Source organism: Asanoa iriomotensis (assembly GCF_016862515.1).
GTDB classification, from domain to species: Bacteria; Actinomycetota; Actinomycetes; order Mycobacteriales; family Micromonosporaceae; genus Asanoa; species Asanoa iriomotensis.
Genome location: NZ_BONC01000029.1, coordinates 17988 through 37863 on the forward strand (window position 1 = coordinate 17988; position 19876 = coordinate 37863).

The 19876-nt window shown below is 67.3% G+C and carries 22 protein-coding genes; 16 read left to right on the plus strand and 6 right to left on the minus strand.

The window, feature by feature from the left end; all coding sequences use genetic code 11:
• The first annotated feature begins 332 nt into the window (after window positions 1-332).
• Together Air01nite_RS20760 and Air01nite_RS20765 are read left to right on the plus strand one after the other, a co-directional pair.
• Window positions 333-2771 (plus strand): penicillin-binding protein, encoded by a 2439-nt coding sequence (locus Air01nite_RS20760; RefSeq protein ID WP_203704388.1) that lies wholly within the window; start codon window positions 333-335, stop codon window positions 2769-2771.
• Between the two features lie 238 nt (window positions 2772-3009).
• Complete coding sequence (locus tag Air01nite_RS20765; RefSeq protein WP_203704484.1) at window positions 3010-4452, plus strand: sensor domain-containing diguanylate cyclase; 1443 nt, start codon at window positions 3010-3012, stop codon at window positions 4450-4452.
• 4 nt (window positions 4453-4456) lie between these two features.
• On the opposite strand, the gene Air01nite_RS20770 is transcribed toward Air01nite_RS20765, so the two are convergent.
• Entirely contained in the window at window positions 4457-5215 is a 759-nt protein-coding gene (locus Air01nite_RS20770; protein ID WP_239090840.1) for a DinB family protein, read from the minus strand.
• A 298-nt stretch (window positions 5216-5513) separates the two neighbouring features.
• On the minus strand, window positions 5514-6056 hold the full coding sequence (locus tag Air01nite_RS20775; RefSeq protein WP_203704390.1) for a hypothetical protein: 543 nt from the start codon (window positions 6054-6056) through the stop codon (window positions 5514-5516).
• Window positions 6057-6968: 912 nt separating this feature from the next.
• Here Air01nite_RS20775 and Air01nite_RS20780 point away from each other — a divergent pair.
• Entirely contained in the window at window positions 6969-7715 is a 747-nt protein-coding gene (locus Air01nite_RS20780) for a DUF5131 family protein (RefSeq protein WP_203704392.1), read from the plus strand.
• On the opposite strand, the gene tcmP is transcribed toward Air01nite_RS20780, so the two are convergent.
• Window positions 7712-8848, minus strand: a complete 1137-nt coding sequence (gene tcmP, locus Air01nite_RS41950; protein ID WP_373310438.1) for a three-Cys-motif partner protein TcmP — start codon at window positions 8846-8848, stop codon at window positions 7712-7714. The two genes, Air01nite_RS20780 and tcmP, sit on opposite strands and share 4 nt — an antisense overlap.
• 610 nt (window positions 8849-9458) lie before the next feature.
• On the opposite strand from tcmP, the gene Air01nite_RS20790 reads away from it, so the two are divergent.
• Window positions 9459-9668, plus strand: a complete 210-nt coding sequence (locus tag Air01nite_RS20790; RefSeq protein ID WP_239090841.1) for a hypothetical protein — start codon at window positions 9459-9461, stop codon at window positions 9666-9668.
• Window positions 9669-9696: 28 nt separating this feature from the next.
• Here Air01nite_RS20790 and Air01nite_RS20795 read toward each other — a convergent pair whose 3' ends face one another.
• Genes Air01nite_RS20795 through Air01nite_RS20805 form a run of 3 tightly spaced genes read right to left on the minus strand, consistent with a single transcriptional unit; the run spans window position 9697 to window position 11031 of the window.
• Complete coding sequence (locus tag Air01nite_RS20795) at window positions 9697-10098, minus strand: VOC family protein (RefSeq protein WP_203704396.1); 402 nt, start codon at window positions 10096-10098, stop codon at window positions 9697-9699.
• Entirely contained in the window at window positions 10095-10433 is a 339-nt protein-coding gene (cutA, locus tag Air01nite_RS20800; protein ID WP_203704397.1) for a divalent-cation tolerance protein CutA, read from the minus strand. The genes Air01nite_RS20795 and cutA overlap by 4 nt, the downstream gene beginning before the upstream one ends.
• A complete protein-coding gene (locus tag Air01nite_RS20805; RefSeq protein ID WP_239090852.1) occupies window positions 10426-11031 on the minus strand; it encodes a helix-turn-helix transcriptional regulator in 606 nt (201 codons plus the stop codon). The genes cutA and Air01nite_RS20805 overlap by 8 nt, the downstream gene beginning before the upstream one ends.
• Window positions 11032-11303: 272 nt before the next feature.
• Between Air01nite_RS20805 and Air01nite_RS20810 the strand changes: the two genes are divergently transcribed.
• From Air01nite_RS20810 to Air01nite_RS20865, 12 genes are all read left to right on the plus strand, one after another.
• Window positions 11304-12032, plus strand: a complete 729-nt coding sequence (locus Air01nite_RS20810) for a hypothetical protein (protein WP_203704399.1) — start codon at window positions 11304-11306, stop codon at window positions 12030-12032.
• Between the two features lie 55 nt (window positions 12033-12087).
• Window positions 12088-12570 (plus strand): single-stranded DNA-binding protein, encoded by a 483-nt coding sequence (locus Air01nite_RS20815; protein WP_203704400.1) that lies wholly within the window; start codon window positions 12088-12090, stop codon window positions 12568-12570.
• A gap of 5 nt (window positions 12571-12575) precedes the next feature.
• Window positions 12576-13466 carry an FtsK/SpoIIIE domain-containing protein gene (locus Air01nite_RS20820; protein ID WP_203704401.1) on the plus strand — a complete coding sequence of 297 codons (891 nt, stop codon included), beginning with the start codon at window positions 12576-12578 and terminating at the stop codon, window positions 13464-13466.
• Window positions 13467-13493: 27 nt separating this feature from the next.
• Window positions 13494-13883, plus strand: coding sequence for a hypothetical protein (locus Air01nite_RS20825; RefSeq protein WP_203704402.1), 390 nt, complete (start codon window positions 13494-13496; stop codon window positions 13881-13883).
• Between the two features lie 97 nt (window positions 13884-13980).
• Complete coding sequence (locus Air01nite_RS20830; RefSeq protein ID WP_203704404.1) at window positions 13981-14772, plus strand: DUF6197 family protein; 792 nt, start codon at window positions 13981-13983, stop codon at window positions 14770-14772.
• Window positions 14769-15440: a hypothetical protein gene (locus tag Air01nite_RS41195; RefSeq protein WP_239090842.1), complete on the plus strand. Its 672-nt coding sequence runs from the start codon at window positions 14769-14771 to the stop codon at window positions 15438-15440. The genes Air01nite_RS20830 and Air01nite_RS41195 overlap by 4 nt, the downstream gene beginning before the upstream one ends.
• 367 nt (window positions 15441-15807) lie before the next feature.
• A complete protein-coding gene (locus Air01nite_RS20840) occupies window positions 15808-16029 on the plus strand; it encodes a hypothetical protein (RefSeq protein WP_203704406.1) in 222 nt (73 codons plus the stop codon).
• Window positions 16026-16325, plus strand: a complete 300-nt coding sequence (locus Air01nite_RS20845) for a hypothetical protein (protein WP_203704408.1) — start codon at window positions 16026-16028, stop codon at window positions 16323-16325. Before Air01nite_RS20840 ends, Air01nite_RS20845 begins: the two co-directional genes overlap by 4 nt.
• The gene (locus tag Air01nite_RS20850; RefSeq protein WP_203704410.1) at window positions 16322-16861 is read left to right on the plus strand and encodes a hypothetical protein; all 540 of its coding nucleotides are present in this window, start codon (window positions 16322-16324) and stop codon (window positions 16859-16861) included. Before Air01nite_RS20845 ends, Air01nite_RS20850 begins: the two co-directional genes overlap by 4 nt.
• Before the next feature lie 38 nt (window positions 16862-16899).
• Window positions 16900-17901: a hypothetical protein gene (locus Air01nite_RS20855; RefSeq protein ID WP_203704411.1), complete on the plus strand. Its 1002-nt coding sequence runs from the start codon at window positions 16900-16902 to the stop codon at window positions 17899-17901.
• A 71-nt stretch (window positions 17902-17972) separates the two neighbouring features.
• Complete coding sequence (locus Air01nite_RS20860) at window positions 17973-19478, plus strand: replication initiator (protein ID WP_203704413.1); 1506 nt, start codon at window positions 17973-17975, stop codon at window positions 19476-19478.
• 54 nt (window positions 19479-19532) lie between these two features.
• Entirely contained in the window at window positions 19533-19862 is a 330-nt protein-coding gene (locus tag Air01nite_RS20865; RefSeq protein ID WP_239090843.1) for a helix-turn-helix domain-containing protein, read from the plus strand.
• The last annotated feature ends 14 nt before the right edge of the window (window positions 19863-19876 follow it).

Consider the following 19876-nt stretch of genomic DNA (forward strand, 5'->3'; position numbering starts at 1 on the left):
CCATAACAGGCGGTTGAAGATGCCTCGTACGCGGAAAATCTTGGTTGGATTCGGTCAAAAGCCAACACGAACCACAGCAGTCCGGCAGAATTCTCGATGCCGATACGCATCGGCTGCCGGAGCGTGCGCATAACACATCAACGACACCGGCTCCGGAAGGACGTGCTCGCGGGCGCGTCGTCTTTCGCGTTGTCCTCAGCCGGATCACCGCGCGTCCGGTCTCGTGCCCTTACCGCCACCAACGCGGGACGCGAGATTGTTGTGCATTCCCGTACCCTGGCGTGGTGAGTGAGCGGACTGCGAAGGCTGTGAAGCCGCGCAAAAAGAGCTGGATGCGGCGACGTGATCACAACATCTTCGCCAACGCCGCATCGCTGGTGATCTGTGGCGTGCTCGCCGGCGTGGTGGTCGCGGCTGCCGCGTTCCCGGCCGTCGCGATGTCCGGCCTCGCCGCGAAGGCCGGCGTCGAGACCTTCGACAAGCTGCCCACGGAGCTGACCCTCAAGCGCCCGCCGCAGATCAGCTACATCTACGCCCGCAACGGCAAGACGCCGCTGGCGACGATGTACGACGAGAACCGGCGCGACGTCCCGCTCAAAGACGTCTCCAAGACGATGCAGCAGGCGATGATCGCCGCCGAGGACCACGACTTCTACAAGCACAACGGCGTCGACATCAAGGGCATCGGCCGGGCGTTCGTCGCCAACAACCAGGCCGGCGAGACCACCCAGGGTGCCTCGACGCTGACGATGCAATACGTGCGGCTGGCCATCGCCTACTCCGCGACCGACCCGCAGGACGTGGTTGCCGCAACCGAGGACACCCCGCAGCGCAAGGTCCGGGAGATGCGGTACGCGCTCCAGATCGACAAAGAGCTGGGCAAGGACGAGATCCTCGAGCGCTACCTCAACACCGCGCCGTTCGGCAACGGTGCCTACGGCGTCTACGCCGCGGCCCAGGTCTACTTCGCCAAGCTGCCCAAGGACCTCACGATCGACGAGTCCGCGATGCTCGCCGGCATGGTGAAGGCGCCGTCGGAGTTCGACCCGACCACCGACACCGGTTACCCGCAGGCCGTGGCCCGGCGCGACTACGTCATCGACAACATGTTCAAGATCGGGCAGATCACCGCCGAGCAGCGCGACAAGGCCAAGGCGGTCAAGCTGACCGTCAAGGGCAAGCGCGCGCCCAACGGCTGTGTGGCCACCACCAAGAACAGCTGGGGCTTCTTCTGCGACTTCTTCTACCGCTGGTGGATGGACCAGGAGGCGTTCGGAGCCACGTCGTACGACCGTGAGCGGCGGCTCAAGAGCGGCGGCTACAAGATCGTCACCTCGCTCGACCCGGGAGTCCAGGACGCCGCGAAGGCCAACGTCGAGCAGTACTACAAGACCGCCAAGAACCATCCCAACGCGCTGATGGTCGCCGCGATCGAGCCGGGCACCGGCTACGTCCGGGCGCTCGCGGTCAACCGCAACTACAAGCTCGACTCGACCGACAAACCGCAGAACGGCATCTCCACCGACCCGGCCAAGAAGAAGCGCAAGGTCCGGGGCACCTACCCCAACACGACCAACCCGCTGCTGACCGGCGGCGGCGACATCACGGGTTACCAGGCCGGCTCGACGTTCAAGATCTTCACGCTGGTCGCGGCCCTGGAGAAGGGCTATCCGCTCGGCTACACGATCAAGGCCGAGGAAAAATACACCTCGAAGTACATCGTCGAGTTCAACGGACCGAGTGCCTGCCCGGGCACCAACAAATACTGTCCCGAGAACGCCAACAAGAGCATGGCCGGCGTCCACACGATGTGGGGCGCGTTCGGTCGCTCGGTCAACACCTACTTCGTCCCGCTCGAAGAGCGGGCCGGCGCGGCCAACGTCGTTGACGCGGCCAAGCGGATGGGCATCAAGTTCCGCTCCAAGAGCGACGCCCGGTTCGCCAACAACAAGGACTACGCCGACGGGTGGGGCGCCTTCACGCTGGGCGTCTCGGCCACGACGCCGCTCGACCTGGCCAACGCGTACGCGACCCTGGCAGCCGACGGCACCTTCTGCGAGCCCAACCCCGTGCAGGAGATCATCGCTCCCGACGGCGCCAAGCTCGACGTCGCCGACTCCCGGTGCAAGAAGGTGCTCGACGTCCAGGTCGCCCGCGCGGCCGTCGACGCGGCCCGCTGCCCGCTTGGCGACCGGTCCTCGACCTCCCGCTGCACCGGCGCCACCGCGGGCGGGGTGCGCGGCACCGTCGGCTACCCGGTGGCCGGCAAGTCCGGCACCACCGACGGCGAGAAGACCGCGTCGCTGGTGACGATGACCAAGCAGCTCTCGGTCGCCGGCATCCTGGCCGACCCGGACTACGCCGAAACGCCGCACGACATGGAGCACGACATCGTCAACCCGGCGGTGTACGAGACCCTGCGCGACGGCATGAAGGCGATGAAGGCGCCGAAGAAGGAGTTCACGGCGCCGAGCACCGGCAAGATGATCAACGGTGACCAGCGCTCGATCCCGAACGTCGAGTGCGCGTCGGTCGACACGGCCCGGTCCCGGATCAGCGCGGCCGGCTTCGACGTCGAGGTCGACAACCTGCCGGTCGACTCCAAGTGCCCGGCGGGCTCCGTGGCCGGCACGTCGCCGGAGGGTCGCACGATCAAGGGTGGCGTGGTCGTCATCCAGGTCAGCAACGGCAAGGGCGGCGCTCCGGCGGGCCCCGGTGGCAACCAGCCGGGCAACGGGCCAGGCCGCGGCCCCGGTCGCGGCGGGGGCTGACGAACGGCTCGAGTCGCGGGAGCGGCTGACAAAGCAGCAGGTCAACGGGTCCGCCGGCAGTTGCCCGGCGGGCCCGTTGCCGTCTGCGCAACAGGGGTGACACCGCTCACCCAGCATCCGGGATGGCCGGGTTCGTCCCGATGCCGACGGCAACGATCCGGATACAGTCGGTAGGCTGCCGAAGATTTTTCTTCTTCGTCGCAGCAACCCGATTCCTGCCCAGAAAGTTGCCGTGCGACTGGATCACGAACGCATCGTCAGCGCCGTGACGGCGCGCCTGACCCGGGCATCGTCCGCCGAAGAAGCCTGCCGGGTCGCGGTCAACACGATCAGCGCCGAGACGGGCGCGATGGCGGCCGCGCTGCTGCCCGTACGAGATCATCTCCGGTGCGTCGCCGCCGCCGGCTCCTGGCACGTCTTCACCGCCGTGCAGACCGGTCGTGGTGTCTCCGGCCGGGCCTTCCGCACCGGGCGGACACAGACCGTCACGGCCGTCCGCGAGGACCCCGACTACATCCCGGTCGGCATCGCCGACGTGACGCTCGAGGTTTGCGCGCCCCTCGTCGACACCGACGGCCAGCCGATCGGCGTGTTCGACGTCGAGTGGTGTGACCCCACCGACGTCGCCGCCGCCCGGGCCTGCATCGAGGAGGTCGCGGCGTGCCTCGGCGACCGGATCACCCGCCTCGGCGGGCCACCGGCCGAGAACAGCAGCGAGAAGCTGCTCCGGCACGCCGGCGCGCTGACCGCCGCGGCCACCGAGTGGGAACTGATGGCGGCAGCCAACGACGCGGCCCGCGACGTCTCGGGCCTGTGCGCCGCAGTGCTCGTGGTCAGCGAAGGCCAACGGATCCGGGTCGGCATGCCGACGGCGCTGCCGGACGAGTTCGAGGCGAACCTGCGCGACGTGCTGACCACGGTGCCCGAGTCGGCGCTGCTGGAACTGGTCACGCTGGCACACCGGCACGGCTCGTCGCACACCCTCGGCGAGACGGGCCACACGGTGCCGCCGGTCTACCGCCCACTGCTGGACGCGGGCGTGGCAACACTGATCACGGTGCCGGTCGGCCCACCCGGCGAAGGCGGCGTGATGCTGATCGCCGACGACCGCACCCTCGAGCCGGACTCGTCGACGGTCAACCTGATGGAGTTGCTGGCGGCGCAGGCCTGGGCGTGCCTGGACCGCCTGCGCACGCTGGCGGCGCTCCGCGAGCTGGCGATGTCGGACCCGCTGACGGGGTTGCGGCACCAGGGCCCGTTCGGCGAACGCATCCGCAACGCGGTGCCGGGCCGCACGGCGCTGCTGGCAATCGACATCGACCAGTTCAAGTACATCAACGACACGTACGGCCACCAGGAAGGCGACGCGGTCCTGGTGTCACTGGCCCGCGCGCTGCAAGGCGCCCTGCGCCGGGTGGACGAACTGTTCCGCCTGGGCGGCGACGAGTTCGTGGCGGTGCTGGACGTGCGCCACCCGAGCGAGGCGATGACGATCGCGGACCGGCTGACGGACGCGGCCCGGGCGATCGGGCGCACGGTGAGCATCGGGGTCGCGCTGGTGGCCGACGAGGAACCACCGGAACGCACCCTGCGCCGAGCGGACGCGGCCATGTACGCGGTCAAACGCGACGGCCGCGACGGTGCCCGCCTGGCCCCCGCGTCGGCGACGGCTGACACGTGACGGCTCAGCCGCCGGAGCTCGCATCGAGGTCTCGGACGGCGAACCGGTGGTGTTCCCACTCCTCTTCGAGGATCACGTGCAGGCACGAGCGGACGGTTTCCGGATGCTCCGGGTTGTGCGGGTTCTCGCGCACCGCGACGAGATCCTCCGGCGTGACCGCGGCCAGGAAGTCGCGCACCATGGCGACGCGGCCGGCCCGGACCGCGAGCACTTCGGCGTAGGTCGGCGTTTCCGACCCGTCGCCCCCGTCCGCCAGCCCTAATGGGTGGAACGGCTGCTCCAACTTCATGATCGCCCGCCCCAGCCACACGTCCGTCGCGTGCACCAGATGCCGGAGCGTCTGGGCGAAGGACCACTCGCCTGCGACTCGGATGTCAACGGTGCCGGCGGGCGCCGCCGCCGCGCGGGCGAGGGTGGCCGCCCAGGTTTTCTCGAGCGCTGCCCAGGCCGCTCGCAGGCCGTCGGGATCTTCGGCCCGCCGTTGGGCACGACCGGGGAAGCGCAGGTTCAGCTCGGCATCGACGAAGGGTGCCACGTCGACACCGTTGACCCGCAGACCGCTCCCATCCTCGAAGAGCCAGGGTGCGTCGATGTCGGCACCCGCGATGTCGACACCGCGCATCACCACGCCGGACAGGTCTGACTCGACGAACCGCGCGCCGTTTAGGGTGACGCCGCGGAATTCGGCTTTCCGCAGGTCATCGGACCGGTCGAAGGTCTTCATGAAGTCCCTCCCGTCGAGTGCCGCCAGGACTCGGAGCATAGGGACACCCACCGACACTCGCGGTCCCGACCGCGACCCGCTCGACGGAAACGAGTCAGGGCCGGTCCCTCTCGTGAGGAAACCGACCCTGTGGCGGTGCTATGTGGTCGGGGTGGCCGGATTTGAACCGACGACCTCTTCGTCCCGAACTAGGTCAGGCCCGGCCCATTACATGGGCATCTGGCTATACATACTGGTCGGCCTCGTTGTTCCTGTAAGTCTACGAAGGCTGGCGTGGCAGCGAACGACAAGATCGTCTCCCAGACTTCTCCCAACCTGGCGATTCGCGTTCCGGGGGCTATCCGGTCTCCGGCCGCGCGGTCATGAGGTCGAGCAGGCGTGCGTTCTCCACGGTGATTGTTGCCGGTGGCGGCCATGCAAGCGCCCGGTTTGTCGGCGGCCAAATTGCTCCGACGAGTCCAGCACGCTCAGCGGCTGGTATGTACCTCGCACCGTCAAAGCTGTGGACGTACTGGGCCGCGAGTCGTCCGATCACCAGCGTGGCCGTGTACGCCAGCCACGTCCCACGAGTGCCTCCCGACTTCGCGGGCGGGGTTCCCGGTTGCGGACCGACAGGAAGGTGTTGGCCGGCAGCGGACTCGTCCAGCGCTCCAATGTAGATCCAGCACCGCGCGGACGGGGTGCCCTCGACTCGAAACCGCCGGTACTCGGCCACAGGTATCAGCGCTGTCGGCGTTCGGTCTACCAGCGCGCGCATCAAGACCGTTTTAGCGATCCAACGCGCGATGAGGTCTACGGCCGTCGCGGGCATGGTATGCGCCTGCCCGGCGATCAACGGGATGAGGATGGGCTTGGCCGGGTTCTCGTACTGGCTGTTCATCCACCCATTGCATGTCTTGCAGACGGCTCGCGTCACGGAGGCCGGTGGTCGCTTCCCAGCGTATGGCGTGCCTCGATCCCACCCGGTGAACTGCTCGGCGACTTGCGCGGCGGCGTGGTTGCGTACCCAATTGGGCAACGCATCTTCCTTCGACACCTGGCCGGACGAGCCACACAGTCGGCATCCGTGTTCTTGGCTGCGTCGCCTTGGCGTATTCACGACGTGACGGTACGCCGCTGTCCATTAAGAGTGCCCGAGGTCTGGGCCTGTATGGCATCCCGTCGCGCAGGCTTCGCCCAACCGGGCCGCGCCCACCTGGTCCAGGTGGAGCGCCCCACTGGACGAACGACCTGGACCAGGTGGGCGCGGTCTGGCTGCCTGTGGTGTGCGACGGGCGCACCGATCGTGCCGGCCATCCCAGAGCCGCCGAGGGTCCAGGGGCGAGTAGCCCCGGCCGCCGGAGGCCATCTCCGGGTCGTAGGGCCGGAGGCCCTACCCGCCGGAGGCGTGACCCTGGTCGACGCGCGACCGCGAGCCGCGCAAGGTGGCCGGCGTCCGCCGTAACCGCGCCCCGGTGATGGCCGGCCGCCCGGTGACTGCGATGGTTCGTAGTCGCCGGGCTTCGGCGTGCCCGCTGTCGGTTACGCGCCCCGCCGGGCCGGCGCGCCGCGAGCGAAGCGGCAAGGCGTGCCGTGTCCGGCTAGGGCGCGAGCGGCCGCTTGCGGCCGCCTTGAAGACGTATAGAAAGTTCTCACCGGCATCAGGTGGGACTCGACATCAGGTGGGACTAGACAATCGGGTGGCCGTGCGCTCGCGCAGATGAGATGAATTCGCTATCGGCGCGCCTGTGTGTGACGCCCTGCCCGCCTTCGGTAACCTACGCCCGACCGACACAAGACATCGGAGGCGGGAATGGCAGACGGGTCGGCAATTGAGTGGACTCAGGCCACCTGGAACCCGACCACGGGATGTGATCGGATATCGGCTGGATGCGACAATTGTTACGCTTTGACCTTGTCCAAGCGCCTCAAGGCGATGGGTCAGGCGAAGTATCAGAACGACGGGGATGCGCGAACCTCCGGGCCGGGCTTCGGTCTGACGGTGCACCGGGATGCGCTTGACATTCCCCGCAAGTGGCGCGCACCGCGCCTGGTGTTCGTGAATTCTATGAGCGATCTCTTTCACGGCAAAGTGCCCCTGCCGTTCATTCGGGAGGTTTTTGAGACCATGGAGGCCTGCCCGCAGCACACCTTTCAGGTTCTGACGAAGCGCGCTCGGCGCCTACGCCGACTCGCCCCCAATTTGCCTTGGCCAAAGAACGTGTGGATGGGCGTTTCGGTCGAGTCCAGCCGTGAGGCGCACCGGATTGACGAGTTGCGTGGCGTGCCGGCGGCGGTCCGGTTCCTCTCTTGCGAGCCCCTCTTGGCATCGCTCGGTCAGATCGACTTGAGCGGTATTGGATGGGTGATTGCCGGCGGCGAAAGCGGACCCAACTATCGCCCGGTCGATGTGCGCTGGGTTGCGGAACTGCGCGATAGGTGCACTCAGGGACATGTTCCCTTCTTTTTTAAGCAATGGGGCGGTCGGACGCCGAAGGAAGCTGGTCGCAATCTGGACGGGCGTACCTGGGATGAGATGCCTGCCCGAGTAGCTGTTTAGTTGAACTCGGCCTGGTCCGCATCGCGGAGGTCAGCTTCAGAGTAGAATCTGACGGTGCATCCTTCGGGCCACGGAGTCGTCGCTTCGAGCGGCTCGACTCTGAAAGCCAAGCCCGTCATGCGAAGTTCCTGGAGGCCTGCCCGCAGGAGCCTATCGGATTGGCCCGCCTGCATTGCATCGATCCGCATTTGCTGCCACGTCTTCTCTTGCCCGGCATAGCCACGGAGTATCTCAACCATTGTCGACGTTATCGCAATGCCGTCGAAGAGGGTTGGTGCATCGATGGAAGCCGGAGATGCGCCCCGTCCTAAGACTGGGTCGATCCTGCGCTGCATCTTGGTCCAGCACTCAAGGCCCCGTTCCGCGTGCGTGAGAAAGACGAGATGGTATCGCGCAGTTTCATTCGGCACTCTTATCGCGAAGTAGCTAGCGTAGAGGCCTGTGGAACGCCAGTCGGAACAGTACGCCTCGACAAGGGCCGTCATCCCCTCCGGTTGGGATTGGTGGTCTAACACCGTTCGCCATGAGTTCGTTCCGAAGTGACGCTGCATCGCGGTTTGCCACGTGCTTACAGTCTTGCGCTGGTGCATCTCTTTACTGAAGAACGAGATTATTGCCTCGTCGCGTGGCCCGCTATCTAGGCACGCTCTCACACTCTCCGCCGCGAGGTCTGCAGGGCCGTATGGGTCCAGCAACCAAAGAACCGGGTCCCCGTCATTTTCTCGATGGGTGTAGTCACGAAGCTTCTGGGCATTCTCGGCGAATGATCCGGGCGGCAGCACCCGCCATTTGAGTTGCGCAGCGGACGGCACCTTTTGTCGCTGCCGTTCCAGTTCGGCGGCTCGATCGGGTCGCTCCTCCAGTGAGAGGAGACGAAGGGTTCCCCGAAAGCGTTGGAGTCGTGAATGACCAAGAAGAGTTTTAGCCACGACCACAGATGAACCTGGGTCGCCTTGGCTGTATATTCCGGCGCCCGCAAACGCGTCGACTACCGTGGCGGTGTCGCGCGTCTGAAGAAAGACGGGAAGCCAGCAGTTTAAGTAATGGGCATACGAGCGGTGCTTGATAAATGTGTATGGGTCACTTGGGTAGATCGTTTGTTGCATCTGACTGCGACGACTCCGCAGGTGCATGACAAACTCCGACCGGGGGGCGATGGGCCTCCCAGAGTACCGATGCGCTCACCCAGTGTCACGCTCCCGCCGCGAGAGCACGCAAAGTCCACAACGGCGCGGTGTCACCTTGAACGCTCTGGTTCGCCGGAATGGGCGTTTCGGCGTCGGCCTACTCAGCGTCTGCGTCTGCTGGCGGGGGGTCAGCCCATCGCAGGAAGCGGTCGAAGATTGCGGCGGGTTCTGGCAGCTTGTGGGGACGCAGCCGGTGGAGATCGGCCATCGCCTCGAAGAGCTGGCCTGCGAGATATACAGAGAGGGCCGGGCGATCATCGCCGTACTCCGTGAGCAGGGTTGCCCTGGCGTCTCTACAGGGCCATTCCTGACCGTCCTCCTGGCAGAGCCAGATCGGGCGTGCTGGCAGATGCGCCCGCGGCTGGCTGGGGCTCGGCTGATGCAGAAGCGGCCACGGCGACCACGCCGGAGGCGCCGAGGCGCGACGTGCCCAGTTAGGCTGCGATGTCATGGCATTACGTTGACGGACGACCACAGCATAGGTCAAGAGCAGACGTCGCGTTGACGTTCGCCATGATGACGTACGCCCTCGTGACGGCTGCCTACGGTCAGGGTCATGGCACCGAAGCGGAAGCGCGAGCGGCTGATGATGTCGCACGAGATCCGCATGCGGCTTGGTGGGATCAGCCGCCAGCGCGTCTATGCGATTACGAGTCACAAGAACTTCCCGGACCCGGTCGCCGAGTTGGCTGCGGGGAAGATCTGGGCGACGGATGACGTCGAAGCGTGGATCAAGGAATACCGGCCCGAGTTGGGCGAGGACTGACCCCAAAGGTTGGTTGGCAGCGAGCTTCTTACCGTTCTTGCCTGCGGTCGAGTAGTTCTGGGAAGACAGGCTCCAAGACGCAGATCTCGTTGCCCCACGGGTCGCGCATCACCCAGAAGTCGAACCCGCGTGCCTGCTGGTGGTCGTAGCGGCGCGCGCCGAGGGTCTCAAGTCGCTGCACCTCAGCCTCGACGTCCTCCACCTCCAGGTCCAGGTGCATGCGCTCCTTCGACAACTTGGCGTCGGCCGTGTGCTGAAGTAGGACCCGGATCTCTGAGTCCGGTAGGCGTAGCCGTCGGTAGATGTGGCGGCTTTGGTCCGCCACGGGTTCCTCCGTGGCGTCGAGCGCCGCCGACCAGAACTGAACAGCTCCGTCCAGGTCGTCGCAGTCGATCACGAAATGACACACGCGACTCTTATGGGCGGTCATGACTGCGACCCCGGCTCTCTGGTCTCCGAGATGATCCACGAGATGTACGTCGGGTTGCCGCTCTCGATCGGCCATGCGACGACGCAGGGGACTTCGTAGGGATGCCGCTCGTTCGTCAGGCGCACGATCTCGGAGACGTGGGCGGTCCTTGTGTGCAGTGCGACCCTCGCCTCTTGCACCTCGTTGACCTCGCCACGCCACCGAAAGACAGAGCTGATCTCGTTGATCGTGTGGCCGCCTGCACACAACCGCAGGTCGACCAACTCGCGAGCGAACGAAGCGAGCCAGTTTGGGTCCGGTGCCGTAATCACAACCTCGCAGACCTGTTCAGGCACGCGCCACCTCCGACGCCTTGAGTTCCTCGATCGTCGCAGTCGCTGTTTCCTGATCACGAGCCATGGCGCCCCAACCGGTGACCACGCTGCCGTCGTAGCTGAGACCGACCCACCGGCCGGACATGTACTGACCGTGCGGGTGCAGCACGAAATACATCGTGCCCTTCGACCGGACGGCGCCGTCGGTGGCTGCATACCAGCCCATGACGATCTCGTTGTCCCACAGCCGCAGTTCGCCTCGCCAGTGGTAGCCGCCCTCTTCGACGTCGAGGCCCCGCGTGGTCGTCTCGACGTCGATCCGCTCGCCTTCCTGCCGGAATCGCACCTCTTGAAGCGTGACGATTTCCTCGCCGTCCTTGAAGGTCTGCCATGAAGCCCACCAGTCCCCCGACAGGTGGATGCGGTGACTCGCGAGTCCCGCTAGCTCACCTACGGAGATGTCCAGGGCGTTAGCGATCGCGACCGCGACCGACAGGACGGGCTGCTGTTCGCCGGCCTCATATCGCCGGATTTGCCGGCGGTCGACGCCGGCCGCGTCGGCTAGCTCGGCCTGTGACATTCCAAGTTCTGACCTGCGTCGACGCAGGACTTCCGCCATTTCCACCTGCCCATTGTGTAGGACGTATCAGTCCTAGCCAAGGGACCCCTTGGTCACATCGGGACTCATTGGTCCTTGACTGGGACTCAACAGTCCCCATATCATCGGACTATCTAGTCCCATCAAGGGACTCATGAGTCACACTGGAGGTGATGCAAGTGGCAGGAGCGAACCTCTTCGACCGGCCGGGCACGGTCGCGGTCGTTGAGGCGCCGGTGTCTGCGGCGTACGCAAGGCGGGCACGCCTGGCTTTCGTTGGCGTGTCGCTGTTGGTGGCGGTGCTGACCGGCGCAGTGTCGGCGTTGTTCTGGCATCCACTGTTGGCGGTGGTCTTGGGCCTGGCTGCTGGCCTGGCCTGTGGCTGTGCGGCTGCGGCGCTGGTCTTCGTTTGGCCGGTGCTGCGGGCGCTATGGCGCTGGTCGTTCGAGCTAGCGGCGCTGACGGTACTGACGGTGGGTCCGGCTCTGCTGGTCAGGGCCGTCAACGTGTGGTCTGCGCTCACGATCGTGCTGGCGGTGTTGGTCCTCGCGTTCGCGGTGCGGCCGGTCCGGCGTCGGTTGTCGGCCTGGTCGTGGTGTCTGGTTGTTCGGCACCGGCTGCGGGTCGTGTTCGCGCAGCTCGTGCATTCGGCTTCGCGGTCATCGGGTGCGTTGCCGCTGATCCTGTGGGCGCGGCCTACTCCGGCCGGCGAGCGGGTCTGGGTGTGGCTTCGCCCGGGTCTGGATCTGTCTGACCTGGAGGGCAAGGCCGGCAAGGTCGCTGTGACCTGTTGGGCCGGTGAAGCCCGCGTGGTCCGGGCCTCGGCACGGTTCGCGGCGCTGGTCCGTGTGGACCTGACTCGTCGTGACCCGCTGGCCAACTTGGTGCCGTCTCCGTTGGCGGCGCTGCTCGCGCAGGTGCGCGAGCCCCGGCCATCGCTGTCTGCGGTGGTGTCCCCGGTCGGCCTGGACCTGGCCGACGTCCCCGAACCGGTGGAGCAGCCGCGGGCAGGTCGACGGTGACCACCCGAACCGCTTCCACCGGACCCGATCTGTTTCGAGACAAGGAGAGCCAGTAATGGCAGCAGGAGACACCACGATCACGGTGATCGGGAACCTGACCGATGACCCGGAGTTGCGGTTCACCCCGGCAGGGGCCGCCGTCGCGAAGTTCCGGGTGGCGTCCACGCCTCGGTTCATGGACCGCGAGTCGGGGCAGTGGAAGGACGGCGAGCCGCTGTTCCTGACCTGCACGGCGTGGCGGGACATGGCCGAACACGTGGCCGAGTCCCTCACCCGGGGCACGCGGGTGGTCGTCTACGGGCGGCTGCGCCTGTCCCGCTGGGAGGACAAGGACACCGGCGAGAAGCGGTCGATGTTCCAACTCGACGTGGACGAGATCGGCCCGTCACTGAAGTTCGCTCAGGCGAAGGTCACCAAGATGAACCGGGCACGGGCCTCCGACGGGTTCACCCCGGATCAGGTGCCGGACGACCCTTGGAACACCGCCACCCCGGCCAACACGGCGGGTTCGGCGGCTGAGTCCCGGCCGGCGGCGTGACCGCCATGCCCACGCTCGTCGCTGACACCGGACCGGGAAGCCAGCCGGTCACTCTTGGCCCGGTCCTGTCGATCTTCGACCCGGTGCATATCGGGATCGATGAGTTCGGGCAGCCGGTCCGGGTGCCGCTGATCTACCGGAACATGCTCATCGGCGGCGAGCCGGGCGCGGGCAAGTCGGCGTTGTTGAACGCGGTCGTCGCGCACGCGGCGCTGTCGTTGGACTGCCGGCTAGTCCTGCTCGACGGCAAGCTGGTCGAGCTCGGGCAATGGCGGGCTTGCGCCGAACCGGGCGGGTTCGTCGGCCCTGACCTGGACGCCGCGAACAAGCTGTTGAAGCGGCTTCAGATCATGATGGACCGCCGGTACGCGTACCTAGTCGACTGCGAACGACGCAAAGTCGCCGCAGGCGATGCGTTCATGCCGTACGTGGTCGCGATCGATGAGATCGCCTACTTCTCGGCCACGGTCGGTAAGAAGCAGGATCGCGAAGAGTTCGCGGCGCTGCTGCGGGACTTGGTCGCCCGGGGTCGTGCGGTCGGGATCATCGTGATCGCGGCGACGCAGCGACCGTCCTCGGACATCATCCCCACCTCGTTGCGGGATCTGTTCGCGTGGCGGTTCGCGGGCCGGTGCACCAGCCACTCAAGCTCCGACATTGTCCTCGGACACGGCTGGGCGCAACAGGGCTGGACAGCCAACAGCATCAGCCCCACCAACCCGGGTGTTGGTCTGCTGATCGCCGAGGGCGGCACCCCACAGCTCGTCAAGACCGCGTACCTGGACGACGCCACTTGCGCGGCGATCGCCCGCTACGCGGCCACTCTCCGCACCACCGTCAACCGCCAGGCTGCCACCGACACCGGCCAGCAGCCGGGCGCGGCAGACGCTGCCTGACCAACCAACCCATAGGGAGGGCCACTCATGGCCAAGCAACTGCCGGTACAGCAGCCGGCGGCAGTCCGGATCATCCACTACATCGACCCAGCCACGGGCGGCGGCGACCTCCAGACGCTGACTGAGCGGGAGCTGATCGCGAAGCGTCAGCGGGACCAGATCGTCTACGCCCGCTGGCTCCAGCGCCGCGCCGTGATCGCGGAGCGGGACCGTAAGGTCCGCCGGTTTTGGCTCGGCTTCGGGATCGTGTTCGGGCTCGGCGCCCTGGCCGTCATCGGCGGCGTCGTGTGGTTCCTGTTCAACATGACCGCAGCCCTCGGCCTCGGCCTGCTCAGCATCCCCGTCGCGATCCTCGCGCTCGCGGGCCTGGCGGTCGGCGGTCACCGCTGCGTGACCATCGTCCAGCACTGGCACTGATCCCGCCCGGACGGCCAGCCCACCTCCGCCAAGAAGTCGCCGACCGTCCGGCCTAACAGCCACCGATTCCCCACAAATTGGAAGGGAGGTAGCTGCGATGCAGCCTACCCAAAACCAGGCCGAGCAGACCTCGGCCACCCCGTTCCGCCGCTGGGACAGGGCACCGGAGACCCCCTCGGACAGCAGGTTCTTCGACCTGCGCGAGGCCGGCTACCTGGGCTGGATCGACCAGGACGGCTACGCCGTCCAGGAGTTCACTGAGGTCGACCCCGACCCGGCCACGGCCACCCCGGCGATCCGGCTGCGTACTGCGGCGTGCTACTTGCGCCGGCACGGCTGGCACCAGGGCGACATGTTCGCCGACCCGGACGCGCCGTACCCGGCGGCCTGCGCCCTCGGCGCGATCCGCATGGCCGTCTACGGCACCTCGGTCATCGACGCTGACGCGCCTAAGGGTGCCGAGGCGTTCGAGGCCACGGTGTGCGTTTTGGCGGACTACCTGGTGATGCACCTCGACGTCCCCGACCCGTCGGACGCTCTGGCGGCCGGCTACGGCGAGGACCTCGAGGAACTCGTCGGCGGCTGGAACGACGACCCGGCCCGCAACGTCTCGCACGTCATCGCCGCCTTCTACGGCGCCGCTGACGAGTGGGACCGTATCCAGCGGAAGCGGTCGGTACCGGTCTGCTGCGGTGCCCCGATGGCGGAAGACAACGCTCTGTCGCCGTCGGCGTCGTGCTTCCCTGGCGACGGCGTTCGGGTGGAACGGGTCTACCGATGCGGCCTGTGCGACAAGTGGAAGGCCGTCGAGGTCACCGACCCCGACGAAGCTGACCGGCTGTTCGGGCAGGCCCTCAACGGCGACGTTGACCCAGGCGGTGCACGATGACCGACCGGACCAGCAAGCCGCGGAGCACCCGCAAGCGGGCCAAGCAGTTCACGGAAACGACGGAGTTCGACGCGTTCGCGCGGCGGATCCTGCGGGCCTACGGCCGCCGTGTCTCTGCCGGCGACGTCGAAGCATTGCAGTCACTGGCAGACCTCGCTTCCGAGGTGGACGCGGTTACCCGGCTCGCCGTGGTGAGCCTCCGCAAGCCGCCCTACCGCTACTCGTGGGACGAGATCGGCCAACGACTCGGCGTCACCCGGCAGGCCGCACAAGCCCGCTTCGGCGAGCGTCCTGACCGGCCCGGCGCCATGGACGCGCGTTTGGTCCAGGCCGGGCAGCTCGTCACGGTCGCGACGTTGGCCGAGGTGTTCGCCGACCATCACCCGGGCCGCCCGGCACGATCCGTGTGCCCCGGCTGCGGGTTCCGCTACACCGACAACATCACCGAATGCCCAACCCTGGCCACCGCCCGGCCGCTGCTCTACCGGCGGCGCGCCGAAGACCAGAAAGCCATCGGCCGGCTGACCGGTGACCAGCTCGACTACCTCATCGGCACCCGGTCGGCCCGCAAACCTGGGGCGACCGCACGCCGCACCTTCAACCCGAACCGTCCGCCTGAGCAGGGGCCACCGTCCCTGTTCCCGATCAGCGTTCCCGGCGGTGCGTGATGGCCGCTACCGGGACCGTGTATCTGCTCCACTTCGACCGTCCGTACGGCCACGCCGGTCACTACACCGGCTGGACCACGAACCTGACCGCACGCCTGGCCGACCACGCATCCGGTCGCGGTGCCCGCCTCATGGCAGTCATCAGCGCAGCCGGCATCGGGTTCACCCTCGCGCGGACCTGGCCCGGCACCCGCTCACTGGAGCGGGCTCTCAAACGACAAGGCGGCGCGTCGCGTCGCTGCCCGCTATGCGGGATCACCCCTGCCACCCGTGCCGCCACTGCTGCGGCAACCACCCGGGCGGCCAGGGGATCGACCCCCTTCCGCCCGACACCTGTGCACCACCCGTCGAACGGAAGGGGAAACCGATGACCCAGACCCGCTACTTCGTCTCCTACATGTACCAGGCCGGCGCCGGTCTCGGCGTCGGGAACTGCGAGGTGACCTGGCCCAAGCCGATCACCTCCATGACAGATGTCCGTGAACTGACCGCATTCCTTGACCGGCAGGGGCTCAACAACCCGACGGTCCTGTCGTTCTGCCCGCTGGACGCAACCAGCGGCGGCAAGCCGGGTGGGGGTGCGGCATGACCATGTCGCCAGCCCTGCGGGCCGCGCTCGCAGAGAACGCGAGAACCCTCTACGAGCTGCTGCTCGCCGACCCTCACGTCCAGCCATGCGCGTTCGTCTATGACGGCGACCGCGTCATCACCGCTGGACCGGTCACGGTCCGTTTCACCCCGGCCGCCGTCGAGATCGCCTTCGCGGACCTCGATGACGACCCGGCCGACTCGGTGACCGTCACCGTCGGCGGCTACCGCTGGAACTTCCGACACCTCGCAGCGGTGGTTAAGGGCCTGCTCCACACGCTGGCGGTGCCGTCATGACGACGAATCCTCATGTCGAGCCGTCCGCGACCGTCATCGGATGTCCGGTGTGCGGGTCGACGCGGCCGGACCTGATCGCCGCTGGTGTCTGCTACACGTGCGAGTTCTGGCAGGAGCAGTTCGCCAACCCTGGCGGGCTGATCATCGATGGCCACCATTACCGCATCGGTGCGGAGCCACCCGGCGAGAAACTCGCCGTCTTCCCGAAGGGATACGGCTGCTACGGCACCGGGTTCCTCATCCGCCGTGTCGACGGCACGGAGATCGTCACCCACAACCTGTGGCACCAAGGCGAGATTCCGCCCGGTTTGGTGCGCCCGGACAACGCCGCGTTCGTCGCGGTCGGCGACCAGGTACCCAAGCCGGAACCGTCACACCGACACGCAGATCACCTACACCACTACACGAACGTTCCGGACTCCTTCGTCTATCAGTGCTGGTTCGACGATTGCGGCAACTGGTTCACCTCGCCTGAGGAAGCCGCTGCGACCGACGACCGCGTCATGGCCTACCTCCGAAACGGAGGCACGGCATGACAACGACAAACAATCACGGTGAGCCGCGTCTGGCGTCGGTGGCGTCGTGGGCGGTGCTGGCGGCCTCGTTCGGGCTGTCCGCTACCACCTGGGTCGCCCTGGCCGAACTGGCCGGCTTCACCGCAACCCTCTCGATTGCCGATCTCGTGTTGCGGCTGGCGTGGCTGATGCCCGTCGCGGTTGACGGCTATGTCGTCGTCGCGCTGGTGCTGTGGATGTCCCCTGTCCCGCCGAAGGTCGCAGCGTTCGCGAAGAAGAACACCTACGGTGCGGCTGGTATCGGGATCGCCGCTCAGTCGGCGTACCACCTGCTGCACACCGCATCCACGACCGACCAACTCTGGCGCGTGGTCCTGGCCGCGATCGTCGGCGCTCTACCGCCTGCCGTCGCTGCCCTGGCCGTGCACATGCGCGCCCTGATCCGCCGGGAAGGCGCCAATACGCCGACCCCGGCACCGACCACATCCGTACCCGCCGCACCCGCCGTCACCGACGCCGGACCGGCCCTGACCCCAACCGTCACCGACCCGGTACCGCCGGTCCGGCAGGCACCGCAACCGGTGCCCACCCCGGAACCGACCCCGGTCCCGGCAACGGTGACGGAGGCCCGGCCGCAGGTTCCGACTCCGGCCGAGGTCGCTTCCCGGATCACCCCGACACCGACGGCTGGCACGGCCATCCGGCCGGCGACCGTTGACGAGCGGCGCACCGCGCCACCCCGACCCCACAAGGCACGTCCTGGTACCCCGGCACCTGCGCTGGCACCGTCCGCCACTGACACTCGTGTCTCCGCGCCCGACGCTGCACAGCTCACCTTGCCGGTCGTATCACCGGACGTGTTCAACAGGGCCACCGAGGCGGCACGCGCGTACCGCTCCGAACACGGCACGCCGATCACTGCTGGCAAGCTCGCCGTCGAGCTTCGGATCACATCGAAGGAAGCGGCTCAAGCCATCGCACAGATGGACCTGCTGCCCGATAGCCCGACCGAACCTGCTCCGACCGTCAACGGCAACCGTCCCGCACGGGCGGCCCGGTGACCGTCTCGACGCTGACCGTCGTACCCGAGACTCACGTCTCGGGTACGGCCCCATGCGCCGAGCCAACCACCATGGCGCCGCCGTGGTACGTGCGCTCCACCGACGTCCGTTTGCAGGCCATCGCTCGGGCGGTCCGTGACGACTACCCGGACTGGCTTGACCACGTTCGCTCGGCGGCGGCGTGCGTGCGCCCGGTCCGCCTCGCCGGCGCCATCGCGACGGTGGAAGCCGACACCGGCCGGATCCTGTCCACGGTGTCGACGGCGACGATGCCGGACGGGGTGATCTACAAGGCGTGCGGGAACCGGCGGGAGACGGTCTGCCCCGCCTGCTCGCAGCGGTACAAGGGCGACGCGTACCAGGTCGTGCGGTCCGGGCTGATCGGCGGCAAGGGCGTGCCGGAGCAGGTCGCCACCCACCCGGCCGTGTTCCCGACCTTCACCGCGCCGTCGTTCGGGCCGGTCCACACCCGCCACATCAAACGCCACACCTGCGGGCGGCGGGCATCTTGCGACTGCCGCCCGGAACCCTGCCACCCCCGCCGCGACGCCGCGTGGTGTGAACACGGCCGGCGGCTGGTCTGCTTCGCCCGCCACGCAGACAGTGACCGCGCCCTAGGTACGCCGTTGTGTCTGGACTGCTACGACCACGATGCCCAGGTCGTGTGGAACCTGCAGGCTGGGGAACTCTGGCGCCGGACCACCATCGCGATCAACCGGTACATGCGGCGGCTGGCCCGCGAGCGGGGGATTCCTGACGTCCAGGTCGTCACCGTGCGGGACGGGAAGGTCCGGGTCCGCAGTGTGGCGCCGTTCCGGCTCTCGTTCGGCAAAGCCGCCGAGATGCAGCGCCGAGCCGCGGTTCACTTCCACGCCATCATCCGTCTTGACGGCTTCGACCCCGACGACCGAGACGCGATCCTCCCGCCTCCGGCCGGACTCGACGCGGGCGACCTGAAAGCGGCGGTGGACCACGCAGCGGGGACGGTGGGGTTCACGACCGGCGACCACCCGGCACGACCCGAAGGTTGGCCGATCGCCTGGGGTCCGCAGACCCTCACCAAACTGATCACCGTCGCGGCCGACGGTGAGGTCACCGATGGCATGGTCGCTGCGTACCTCGCGAAGTACGCCACCAAGTCGACGGAGATCACGGGTCACGCCTCCAGCCGCCTGAACGACGACACGATCGGCGTCTACGCCGACCCGGACGGCACCCACACCGAACGCCTCGTAGAAGCGTGCTGGATCCTCGGCCGGCCCAGCGACTGGCGACGCCTACGACGCTGGGCACACATGCTCGGCTTCGGCGGCCACTTCCTCACCAAGTCCCGCCGCTACTCGGTCACCTTCACCGTCCTACGCGCCGAACGCGCCACCTGGCAACGCGTCCAAAACAGCGGCCCCGAGGTCACCGAACCCGGCGAGGAACCGACGACCCTAGTCGTCAACTTCCTTCAGTTCGTTGGTGCCGGGTGGCATACGACCGCTGACGCCCTGATGGCCAACACATCCGCAGCGCTCGCTAGAGAACATCAACAACTCGCCCGCACGGACCTAGTAGCCCTGGCTGCGTAAGTCGATTCACTGTCAAACCCGCCTTGACACCCGATCGGAGAGGAACCAGCGAGCGTGGACAGGCAAACGTCGGCTCCGACGACGTTTTACCGCCCGGCCGAGGTGGCTGAGCGGTTGCGCTGCTCCGTGTGGTGGGTCAAGGAACAGGCAAGGCGGCGGCGCATTCCGTACTGCTGGATCGGCGGCAGCTACAGGTTCACCGAAGAGCACATCAGCGAGATCGCCCGCCTCTTCGAAGTCGAACCGCTCGACGTATCTACCTCGGTCCCACGCCGCCCACAGACGGTCAGACCGGCGACTCCTACGAACGGTGAGCCGGTCGTGCAGCTCAATGCACGCATCCCACGTCGCGCCCGCACCAGTACGCCGCACGCGGCGGCGTGACCGAAGAAAGGAGG

Bases quoted from the DNA above. Each gene is read 5' to 3' on its own strand.
- Air01nite_RS20820 (WP_203704401.1), top strand. From the start codon at position 12,576: ATGCCCACGCTCGTCGCTGACACCGGACCGGGAAGCCAGCCGGTCACT.
- Air01nite_RS41195 (WP_239090842.1), top strand. From the start codon at position 14,769: ATGACCGACCGGACCAGCAAGCCGCGGAGCACCCGCAAGCGGGCCAAG.
- Air01nite_RS20775 (WP_203704390.1), bottom strand. From the start codon at position 6,056: ATGAACAGCCAGTACGAGAACCCGGCCAAGCCCATCCTCATCCCGTTG.
- Air01nite_RS20850 (WP_203704410.1), top strand. From the start codon at position 16,322: ATGACGACGAATCCTCATGTCGAGCCGTCCGCGACCGTCATCGGATGT.
- Air01nite_RS20805 (WP_239090852.1), bottom strand. From the start codon at position 11,031: ATGGCGGAAGTCCTGCGTCGACGCAGGTCAGAACTTGGAATGTCACAG.
- Air01nite_RS20780 (WP_203704392.1), top strand. From the start codon at position 6,969: ATGGCAGACGGGTCGGCAATTGAGTGGACTCAGGCCACCTGGAACCCG.
- Air01nite_RS20795 (WP_203704396.1), bottom strand. From the start codon at position 10,098: ATGACCGCCCATAAGAGTCGCGTGTGTCATTTCGTGATCGACTGCGAC.
- Air01nite_RS20860 (WP_203704413.1), top strand. From the start codon at position 17,973: ATGGCGCCGCCGTGGTACGTGCGCTCCACCGACGTCCGTTTGCAGGCC.
- Air01nite_RS20840 (WP_203704406.1), top strand. From the start codon at position 15,808: ATGACCCAGACCCGCTACTTCGTCTCCTACATGTACCAGGCCGGCGCC.
- Air01nite_RS20760 (WP_203704388.1), top strand. From the start codon at position 333: ATGCGGCGACGTGATCACAACATCTTCGCCAACGCCGCATCGCTGGTG.
- Air01nite_RS20830 (WP_203704404.1), top strand. From the start codon at position 13,981: ATGCAGCCTACCCAAAACCAGGCCGAGCAGACCTCGGCCACCCCGTTC.
- Air01nite_RS20845 (WP_203704408.1), top strand. From the start codon at position 16,026: ATGACCATGTCGCCAGCCCTGCGGGCCGCGCTCGCAGAGAACGCGAGA.
- Air01nite_RS20815 (WP_203704400.1), top strand. From the start codon at position 12,088: ATGGCAGCAGGAGACACCACGATCACGGTGATCGGGAACCTGACCGAT.
- tcmP (WP_373310438.1), bottom strand. From the start codon at position 8,848: ATGCACCTGCGGAGTCGTCGCAGTCAGATGCAACAAACGATCTACCCA.
- Air01nite_RS20790 (WP_239090841.1), top strand. From the start codon at position 9,459: ATGGCACCGAAGCGGAAGCGCGAGCGGCTGATGATGTCGCACGAGATC.
- Air01nite_RS20825 (WP_203704402.1), top strand. From the start codon at position 13,494: ATGGCCAAGCAACTGCCGGTACAGCAGCCGGCGGCAGTCCGGATCATC.
- Air01nite_RS20770 (WP_239090840.1), bottom strand. From the start codon at position 5,215: ATGCTCCGAGTCCTGGCGGCACTCGACGGGAGGGACTTCATGAAGACC.